This window comes from Elstera litoralis, assembly GCF_000963705.1.
GTDB lineage: Bacteria > Pseudomonadota > Alphaproteobacteria > Elsterales > Elsteraceae > Elstera > Elstera litoralis.
The window spans coordinates 1-8,148 of sequence record NZ_LAJY01000193.1 but is presented as its reverse complement, the minus strand read 5'-3'; the positions used below and the strand labels follow the sequence as shown (position 1 = coordinate 8,148).

Here is an 8,148-nt window from a genome sequence, read left to right as displayed (position 1 = left end):
CTCCCTCTCAGCCGCAATTTTTGCGACCGCCATGCTCGCAGGCATGGCCGCTGCCCGGCTTATCCCCCGCTAAACCACGCGTTTTTTTCAGGAGAAAACCGAATGACGGTAGCCCCTTCGGCCCCGGCGGCTCCCGGCTTGCCGGCCGCTTCCCCGCTCAACCCGCAGGTCACGGGGTTTTTCGATCCGGCGACGAATACAATCAGCTATGTGGTGGCCGACCCGGCATCCGCCGCCTGCGCCGTGATCGATTCGGTGCTGGATTTCGATTATGCCTCCGGGCGCACGAGCACCGCCTCAGCGGACGCCATCATCGCCTTTATCGAAAAGGCGGGGCTGCGGCTGGACTGGCAGATCGAAACCCATGTTCACGCCGACCATCTTTCCGCGGCACCCTATCTGAAGGCGCGGCTTGGCGGCAAGATCGGCATTGGCGAGCAGATCCGCACCGTGCAAACCACCTTCGGCGCGGTCTTTAACGCCGGAACCGGGTTCGCGCGCGACGGCAGCCAGTTCGATCATCTCTTCTGTGACGGCGAAACATACCAAATCGGCGGCCTCACTGGGCGCGCGCTCCATACCCCCGGCCATACCCCCGCCTGCATGACCCATGTAATCGGCGACGCGGCCTTCGTCGGCGATACTTTGTTCATGCCCGACGCCGGATCGGCCCGCGCCGATTTTCCCGGAGGCGATGCACGAATTTTGTTTCGCTCGATGCGGCGGATTCTAACGCTCCCGCCCGAAACGCGCCTGTTTATGTGCCATGATTACGGCCCCAACGAGCGTGAAATTCGCTGGGAAACCAACGTTGCCGCCGCGCGCGCCGAGAATATCCATGCGCGCGACGGCATGGGCGAAGAGGATTTCGTCGCCCTGCGCGAAGCCCGCGACCGCACGCTCGCTATGCCGCGCCTGATTCTCCCCGCGATTCAAGTGAATATGCGCGCCGGAATGCTGCCGCCCGCCGAAGACAATGGCGTCGCTTATCTTAAAATTCCCCTGAATGCTCTTTAAGGGTCAATGATGCCCCTGCTCGCGGTCCTCTCAGGAAGCTTCGTCGGCTTCACCCTCGGCCTGATCGGCGGCGGCGGCTCGGTCTTAGCGGTGCCGCTGCTGCTTTATGTCGTCGGCATGGCCGATCCACACCGGGCAATTGGCACCAGCGCGCTGGCGGTTGCGGTGAATGCCTTCGCCAATCTGGCCCAGCACGCTCGGCGCGGGACGGTAAAATGGCCGTGCGCCGCCGTGTTCGGTATCGCCGGGATGAGCGGCGCGGTCCTCGGCTCGACCCTCGGCAAGCTCATGGATGGGCAGAGGTTACTGTTTTTATTCGGACTAGTGATGATCGCCGTGGCGATTGCCATGACCCGGCCCCGCGCGGCAACGGCAGGGGCCGATGTTCATCTCGACCGGCAGAACGCCCCCCGCCTGATTGCCGTGGGCCTTACCGTGGGCGGGCTCTCCGGCTTCTTCGGCATCGGCGGCGGCTTTCTCGTCGTTCCCGGCCTCATTCTGGGGAGCGGGATGGCGATGCTCAACGCCATCGGCTCCTCGCTGCTCTCGGTCGGGCTGTTCGGGCTGACGACCTCGGTGAATTACGCCCTCTCCGGCCTTGTCGATTGGACGATTGCGCTGGAGTTTATCGGCGGCGGTATTCTGGGCGGCTACCTTGGAACCCGCCTCGCCGCCCGGTTGGCCGTGCAACGGGCGACACTAAACCGGATCTTCGCCGTGCTCGTCGCCAGCGTCGGCGTTTATATTCTCTGGCGGAACCGCTAATCCGCCCGCACCTAGACTGGAGTCGGTGCCGCGTCCCAATTTGCATTCTGCTGGAGAAAAACGCCGTTTCACGTCCAAATAACCTAGAAACTTCAATAGGTTATGGTGTGATTGGCGTCCCCAACGGGATTCGAACCCGTGTTACCAACGTGAAAGGCTGGTGTCCTAGGCCTCTAGACGATGGGGACGTCGTGGCGTGGGCGGTTGATAGCGCGATTTGCGGGGAGGGGTCAAGAGTGACTTTGTTCGGTCGCCTGCGTTTCGTGACATTCCCATGACCGAGCGGCGAAAACCCCACAGAAAACCTCAGCCTTAGGCCAAGGGGGCCGCGTCTTCGACAATGAATTGGACGCCTTCGGCACCCTGCCAAGTGTCGCGCCGCAGGTGGCCTGCGAGATGAAAATAGGCCCCGCGATGGTTCATCAGCGCGTCGCCCAAGGGGGTGTCGAGACAACGAAAGGCAATCGCCTTCAGCCGCCCACCGTTAGGGCCGGTGAGAATCAGCCGCACATGCGCGCCGCCGACCACATCGGCCTTCACCAGCCGCGCCGGACGTGACGACGAAGCGCGGTTCGGAATTGCCCTGGCCGAAGGGGCCGAGGCGCGCCACCTGGGTCAGCAGGTCGGGCGTCGCGCCCTGGCAGTCCAGCGTCGCATCCATCGATAAATGCGGCACCAGCGGCGCGCCCGCGAGGTCGTCGATAATGCGTTGAGACAGGAAAGCTTCGAGACCGGCCAAATTCTCTTCAGCAACGGTGAAGCCCGCCGCCATCGCGTGCCCGCCGCCGTTGGACAGCAACCCGGCCTGCCGCGCCGCGATCACCGCATCGCCGAGCGCCACGCCGGGCACCGAGCGCCCGGAACCCTTACCGATACCGTTTTCCAGCGCGATCACACATGCCGGGCGGTGATAGCGCTCCTTGAGGCGCGAGGCGACGATACCGATCACCCCCGGATGCCAACCCTCGCCCGCCACCAGAATCAGCGGCTGATCTTTCTTTGGCGGGGCGCTTTCGAGCTTGGCGATGGCCTCTTCCTGCACGAAGGCTTCAATCGCCCGGCGCTCTTCATTGTAGTGATGAAGCTGCTGGGCGATATTTTGCGCTTCGATGGGGTCTTCGGTGGTCAGCAGCCGCGCGCCTAAGCCCGCCTCCCCCACGCGGCCCCCGGCATTGACGCGCGGGCCGAAGATGAAGCCGAGGTGGTAGGCTTCCGGCGCTTCGTCGAGCCCGGCGCTATCGGCCAGCGCGCGCAGGCCGAGCGTGCGGCGTTGGCGCAGGACGGCGAGCCCTTGAGTGACAAGCGCGCGGTTAACCCCCGTCAGCGGCACCACATCGGCGACCGTGCCCAGGGCGACAATATCGAGCAGCCCCATCAGGTCCGGTTCGGGCCGCCCGGCGGCTGTGTAGAACCCCTGCCCGCGCAGCACGCGGTTGACGGCGATGGCCAGCAGAAAGGCGACACCCACCGCAGCCAGCGTCCGATGTTCGGTGGTTTCATCGAAGCGGTTGGGGTTCACCACCGCCAGCGCGGGCGGCAAAGCGGGTTCGCCGACGTGATGATCGCAGACGATCACCGATACGCCCGCCTCGGCGGCAATCCGCAACGGCTCGTGCGCGGTCGCCCCGCAATCGACCGTAACGATGATCTCCGCCCCCTTCTGCTTCAGCGCAATCAGCGCCGGGGCGTTGGGGCCATAGCCTTCGGTCATGCGGTCGGGAATATGGATCAGCGGTGCCGGGCCGAGGGCGTTGAAAAAGCGCCACAGCAGCGCCGTCGAGGTCGCGCCATCGACATCATAATCGCCGAACAGGCCGATTTGCCCGCCGCGCGTCACGCAGGCGGCCAGGGCGTCCGCCGCCTTATCCATATCGAGAAAACTGGAGGGGTCCGGCAGCGCCCGGCGCACGGTGGGGGTGAGGAAATCTTCCGCCCCCTCCAAACTCACGCCGCGCCCGGCCCATCAGCCGCCCGACGAGTTCGGGCAGGCCGAGGCGTTGGGCGAGGGCGAGGCCGAGCCGCGCATCGCCGCCGCGATCAATCCAGCGCCGCCCGCCAAACGAGCGTTCGACCCCCAAAAAGGCGGCAGCGCTGTTCATCGGCTTAGTGATTGAACGGCTTCAGCACCGTATTGTGCTGAGCGGTCACATAGCGCACGGTTCCGGTTGCCGAGCGCATGATGAGCGAATGGGTCGTGGCCCCGCCGGGGAACAGGCGCACGCCTTGCAGCATCGCGCCATCGGTCACGCCGGTCGCCGCGAACATGACGTCGCCCTTGGCAAGGTCGAGCATCGAATATTTGCAGTTAAAATCGGTGATGCCCATGCGGGTGGCGCGGCCGCGCTCATCGTCGTTGCGGAACAGCAGACGGCCCTGCATCTGGCCGCCGATGCAGCGCAATGCCGCCGCCGCGAGCACGCCTTCCGGCGCGCCGCCCGAGCCGAGGTAGAGATCGACGCCCGAATTCGGCGTGGAGGTGGCGATGACGCCCGACACGTCGCCATCGGAAATCAGCATAATGCGCGCCCCCGCCGCCCGCACCTTGGCGATCAAATCGGAATGCCGGGGCCGGTCGAGAATGCAGACCACGAGGTCTTCCACCGCCAGCTTCTTGGCCTGGGCGAGGTTCTTCAGATTGGTCGCCGGGTCGGCATCGATATCGACAACGCCCTCGGGCAAACCGCCGCCAACGGCGATTTTATCCATATACACGTCCGGCGCATTCAAGAAACCGCCCGCTTCCGCCATCGCAATAACGGCAAGGGCGTTCTGGCCGCCCTTAGCGGTGATCGTGGTACCTTCGAGCGGATCGAGGGCGATATCGATGCGCGGGCCTTGGCCGGTGCCGACCTTTTCGCCGATATAGAGCATCGGCGCTTCGTCGCGCTCGCCCTCGCCGATGACCACCGTCCCGTCGATATCGAGATCGTTCAGCGCGCGGCGCATCGCATCAACGGCGGCCTGATCGGCGGCTTTCTCGTCGCCCCGGCCCATCAGGCGGGAGGCGGAAAGCGCGGCGGCTTCGGTAACGCGAATGGCTTCGAGGGCGAGGTTACGGTCCATCGACATGGGCAAATGTCTCCAAGAGGCCCCTTAGGCAAAGGGGCTAACAGTTGGGCAGGGTGATAGCGCGATACCGAGGCGCTTACAATTGTTCCATGATGCGGATAACGCGGGGCGGCTCTGTGATCGCGGGCACCCCATCGATCCGGGTGAGCGCCCGGCGCATCGCGGCTTCATCCGTCTCATGGGTTGTTAGCACAACCGGAACGATCTCGCCAGGGTTGCGGCCGCGCTGGATCATGGCTTCCATCGACACTTTTTCGTCGCGCAAAGCCCCGGCGATATCGGCGATGACGCCCGGTTGGTCCAGCACCATCAGGCGCACGTAATAGGCACCGCGATGCTTATCGATAGCGACGGACGGCAGCGCCACCTTCGCCGCGACCGGCACCGAGAAGGTCGGGACCGAGAAGCCGCGCGCCAGATCGATCAGATCGGCGACGACTGCCGACGCCGTTGGTCCCGCCCCCGCGCCGCGCCCGACCATCATCGAGGTTCCGACTGCATCGCCTTCGGCAACCACGGCGTTATAAACGTCTTCCACCGAAGCGATGGCGCTATCGACCGGCACCATGCAGGGGTGAACGCGCTGCTCCAGCCCAGCCTCGGTCAGGGCGGCAATACCGAGCAGCTTGATCCGGTAGCCGAGTTCCTCGGCAAAGGCAATATCGACCGCCGAAACGTGGCGGATGCCTTCGACATGGACCTTATCGAACGCCACATCGGTGCCAAACGCGACGGCGGCCAGAATCGACAGCTTATGGGCGGCGTCGATGCCGTCCACGTCGAAGGTCGGGTCGGCCTCGGCATAGCCCAGCTTCTGCGCATCGGCCAGCACATCGGCGAAATCGCGGCCTTCCTGGCGCATCTTGGTCAGGATGTAATTGCAGGTGCCGTTGAGAATGCCATAAACGCGGCTGAAGCGGTTCGCCGCCAAGCCTTCGCGCAACACCTTAATTACCGGAATGCCGCCCGCCACCGCCGCTTCGAACGCCAGCGTTACGCCGCGTGCTTCCGCCATCCGCGCGAGGTCGGCCCCATGATGGGCGAGCAGCGCCTTATTGGCGGTGACGACCGGCAAGCCCCGCGCCAGCGCGGCTTCGACGGCCTCGCGCGCTGGGCCTTCCGAGCCGCCGATGAGTTCGACGAAGACATCGACATCATTGCGCTGAGTAAGATCCTGCGCCGTTTCGGCCCAGGTCACTTTCGTGAGATCAACGCCGCGATCCCGCGCACGGTCCCGCGCGGCCACCGCCACCACCTCGATGGGACGGCCCGCGCGGGCCGCGATCTGCGCGGCATTCCGCTGTAACAACCCGACGACGCCCGCGCCGACGACACCCAAACCGGCAATGCCGACGCGCAACGGTTTACGATCTTCCATACCAGTCTCTCACCTTATTTTATCGTCGGGTCGCGTTAGACAGACTTATTGAGCGGCCATATGCAGGACCGGCTTGAAGGCCGAATCCGCCACATCGTCGCGCCCGAAGAAGGTCTTGATCGAGCGGGCGGCTTGGCGCACGCGCTGCGGATTTTCCACCAACGCCAAGCGCACGTGCCCATCGCCATATTCGCCGAAACCGACGCCGGGAGCGACCGCCACATCGGCTTCCAGCAGCAGGCGTTTGGAGAATTCCAGACTGCCCAGATGCTTGAAACGATCCGGGATCGGCGCCCAGGCGAACATGGTCGCGGGCGGCGACGGCACGTCCCAGCCCGCCTGCGCCAGCGACTGAATGAGCACATCCCGGCGCTGCTTATACAGAGTGCGCATGTCTTCAACGCAATCTTGCGGCCCGTTCAGAGCGGCGGCGGCAGCGATTTGAATCGGCGCGAACGCCCCGTAATCCAGGTAGGATTTAATCCGGGTCAGGGCATTGATGAGCTTCTTATTGCCCACCGCATAGCCCATGCGCCAGCCGGGCATAGAATAGGTTTTCGACAGGCTACCGAACTCCACGGCAATATCCATCGCGCCCGGCACCTGAAGGATCGAGGGCGGCGGGTTATCGTCGAAATAGAGTTCCGAATAGGCCATGTCCGACAAAACCCAGATATTCCGCTTGCGGCAGAAATCGACAATATCGGCATAAAAATCGAGCCCGCGCACTTCGGCGGTCGGGTTCGAGGGGTAATTGACGATGAGGCGGTCGGCGCGGGCACCGAATGCTTCGCGGCGCGCTCCAGCATCACCATAAAATCAGTGCCTTCAGTGGTCGGCAGGTGGCGGATCGAGGCCCCCGCCATCATGAAGCCGAAAGCATGGATGGGATAGGAGGGGTTCGGCACCATGATCGTATCGCCGGGGCTAGTGATGGCGTTGGCGAGGTTCGCCAGCCCTTCTTTCGAGCCGAGGGTTGCGACGATTTCGGTTTCAGGGTCGAGCGACACATCAAACCGGCGCTCGTAATAGCCCGCAATGGCTTTCCGGAGGCCAGGAATGCCCTTGCTCATGGAATAGCGGTGCGTGCGCGGGTTCTGCACGGCTTCGATGAGTTTGTCGACGATATGCTTCGGCGTCGGGCTATCCGGATTGCCCATGCCAAAGTCGATAACGTCCCTGCCATTAGCTCGGGCGGCGGCTTTCAGCTTGTTCACTTCCGCAAAAACGTAAGGCGGTAAGCGGCGAATGCTGTGAAAGTCGCTGTCCATAATGTCTATCCCACGGGGACTAATGGGGAAACGCCGTGGCTGTCCCCACGCGCCAGGGCGATTGTTCGTTTAGGCGCGAGCGGCCTTAATCTTCAAGATAAATCTCGACCTTGCGGTTGGCGGCTTCGCCTGCGGGCGCGGCTTCATCGAACACCGCCGCATTGTCGCCCGACGCGCGCACCGACAGATCGAGCTGGGGAACTTTCAAGCGCACCAAGGCCTTACGGACATTTTCGGCCCGTTGCGCGCTGATTATTTGATTGAAAGTTTCGCGTTTGCGCGCGTCATTCGTCTCGGCGCGTCGGCTTGCATGGCCGACCAGCACTAAACGCCCGCCTCGGGATTTTTGGATCTGCGCCACCTGTTTCAGCACGGCAAGCGCCGTACTATCGAGCCCCGCCGAGCCATCGCGGAAGTAGAGCGTGGCCAGCGAGGGGGCCGTCGCCGCCGCGCTATCCGCGCTCAAGGCCTGCCGCCGCACCGGATCGGCCCCAACATCGGCCAGCATGGCATCGAGCCGCGCATCGACCGAGGCCCCATTGGGCAATGTTGGCGCAGAAACGGCAACCGGCGGTGCTACCGAGACCGACGAGGGGGCCGGAACGGGAGCGGCTTGCGGCACCAGATCGACCGGCGCGGGCGGCGGCG

The 8,148-nt window shown here is 64.1% G+C and carries 8 protein-coding genes, 1 tRNA gene and 1 pseudogene; 3 read left to right on the top strand and 7 right to left on the bottom strand.

The window, feature by feature from the left end:
- The first annotated feature begins 102 nt into the window (after window positions 1–102).
- Entirely contained in the window at window positions 103–1,017 is a 915-nt protein-coding gene (locus VZ95_RS08485) for an MBL fold metallo-hydrolase (RefSeq protein ID WP_045775465.1), read from the top strand.
- A 6-nt stretch (window positions 1,018–1,023) separates the two neighbouring features.
- On the top strand, window positions 1,024–1,782 hold the full coding sequence (locus VZ95_RS08480) for a sulfite exporter TauE/SafE family protein (protein WP_045775464.1): 759 nt from the start codon (window positions 1,024–1,026) through the stop codon (window positions 1,780–1,782).
- Between the two features lie 112 nt (window positions 1,783–1,894).
- Here VZ95_RS08480 and VZ95_RS08475 read toward each other — a convergent pair.
- The 3 genes from VZ95_RS08475 to recJ form a co-directional block, all read right to left on the bottom strand.
- Window positions 1,895–1,970 (bottom strand) — tRNA-Glu (locus VZ95_RS08475).
- Window positions 1,971–2,094: 124 nt separating this feature from the next.
- A complete protein-coding gene (locus VZ95_RS28720) occupies window positions 2,095–2,322 on the bottom strand; it encodes a hypothetical protein (RefSeq protein ID WP_332308043.1) in 228 nt (75 codons plus the stop codon).
- Window positions 2,267–3,730, bottom strand: coding sequence for a single-stranded-DNA-specific exonuclease RecJ (gene recJ / locus VZ95_RS08470; protein WP_332308042.1), 1,464 nt, complete (start codon window positions 3,728–3,730; stop codon window positions 2,267–2,269). The genes VZ95_RS28720 and recJ overlap by 56 nt, the downstream gene beginning before the upstream one ends.
- Here recJ and VZ95_RS28715 point away from each other — a divergent pair.
- Window positions 3,699–3,896, top strand: coding sequence for a hypothetical protein (locus tag VZ95_RS28715; RefSeq protein ID WP_332308041.1), 198 nt, complete (start codon window positions 3,699–3,701; stop codon window positions 3,894–3,896). The genes recJ and VZ95_RS28715 overlap by 32 nt on opposite strands.
- On the opposite strand, the gene glpX is transcribed toward VZ95_RS28715, so the two are convergent.
- The 4 genes and pseudogenes from glpX to VZ95_RS08450 form a co-directional block, all read right to left on the bottom strand.
- Window positions 3,886–4,845 carry a class II fructose-bisphosphatase gene (gene glpX, locus VZ95_RS08465; RefSeq protein WP_045775466.1) on the bottom strand — a complete coding sequence of 320 codons (960 nt, stop codon included), beginning with the start codon at window positions 4,843–4,845 and terminating at the stop codon, window positions 3,886–3,888. The two genes, VZ95_RS28715 and glpX, sit on opposite strands and share 11 nt — an antisense overlap.
- A gap of 82 nt (window positions 4,846–4,927) precedes the next feature.
- Complete coding sequence (locus tag VZ95_RS08460; protein ID WP_045775463.1) at window positions 4,928–6,229, bottom strand: homoserine dehydrogenase; 1,302 nt, start codon at window positions 6,227–6,229, stop codon at window positions 4,928–4,930.
- Between the two features lie 45 nt (window positions 6,230–6,274).
- Window positions 6,275–7,500, bottom strand: a pseudogene (locus VZ95_RS08455) (LL-diaminopimelate aminotransferase).
- A gap of 85 nt (window positions 7,501–7,585) precedes the next feature.
- A partial coding sequence (locus tag VZ95_RS08450) for an OmpA family protein (RefSeq protein WP_045775462.1) occupies window positions 7,586–8,148 on the bottom strand: 563 nt, incomplete at its 5' end.